Source organism: Halomonas marinisediminis (genome assembly GCF_004347715.1).
Classification (GTDB): domain Bacteria; phylum Pseudomonadota; class Gammaproteobacteria; order Pseudomonadales; family Halomonadaceae; genus Halomonas; species Halomonas icarae.
This window is the reverse complement of the sequence record NZ_SLTR01000202.1, coordinates 1-314: the sequence shown is the minus strand read 5'-3', so window position 1 is coordinate 314 and position 314 is coordinate 1. Positions and strand designations below refer to the sequence as shown.

Genomic DNA, 314 nt, shown 5'->3' with positions numbered 1-314 from the left:
AACTTTTTCGCGCATGCAACTAGCATTGCGCCGGGACGAGCATGTAAACCGTGAGCATTACGAATTTTGAACACAGCGCGATTGTCGTCTACTGAGTCACTCATTGGGTTGTTGGTGATTTGTGTATCAGGATTGAATATGTCGATAAGCTCGACAGCTGACCTATCAACGAGACTTCCTATCGTTTTGTTGATGACTAATTCGGTCAGTGTGTTGAGCTGGCTAAGATGCGCATTGTTGCAACCCGAGAATGCAATTAACGCATTAACTGCAAGGCTATCGTGTAAGCATTGATTAGCTGTAGATACAAAGGC

Annotated in this window: 1 protein-coding gene; it reads right to left on the bottom strand. The window is 44.6% G+C overall.

The window, feature by feature from the left end; genetic code table 11:
• Window positions 1–314: HPr family phosphocarrier protein (locus tag E0702_RS16395; RefSeq protein ID WP_205741991.1), on the bottom strand; the 314-nt coding region annotated here is incomplete at both ends.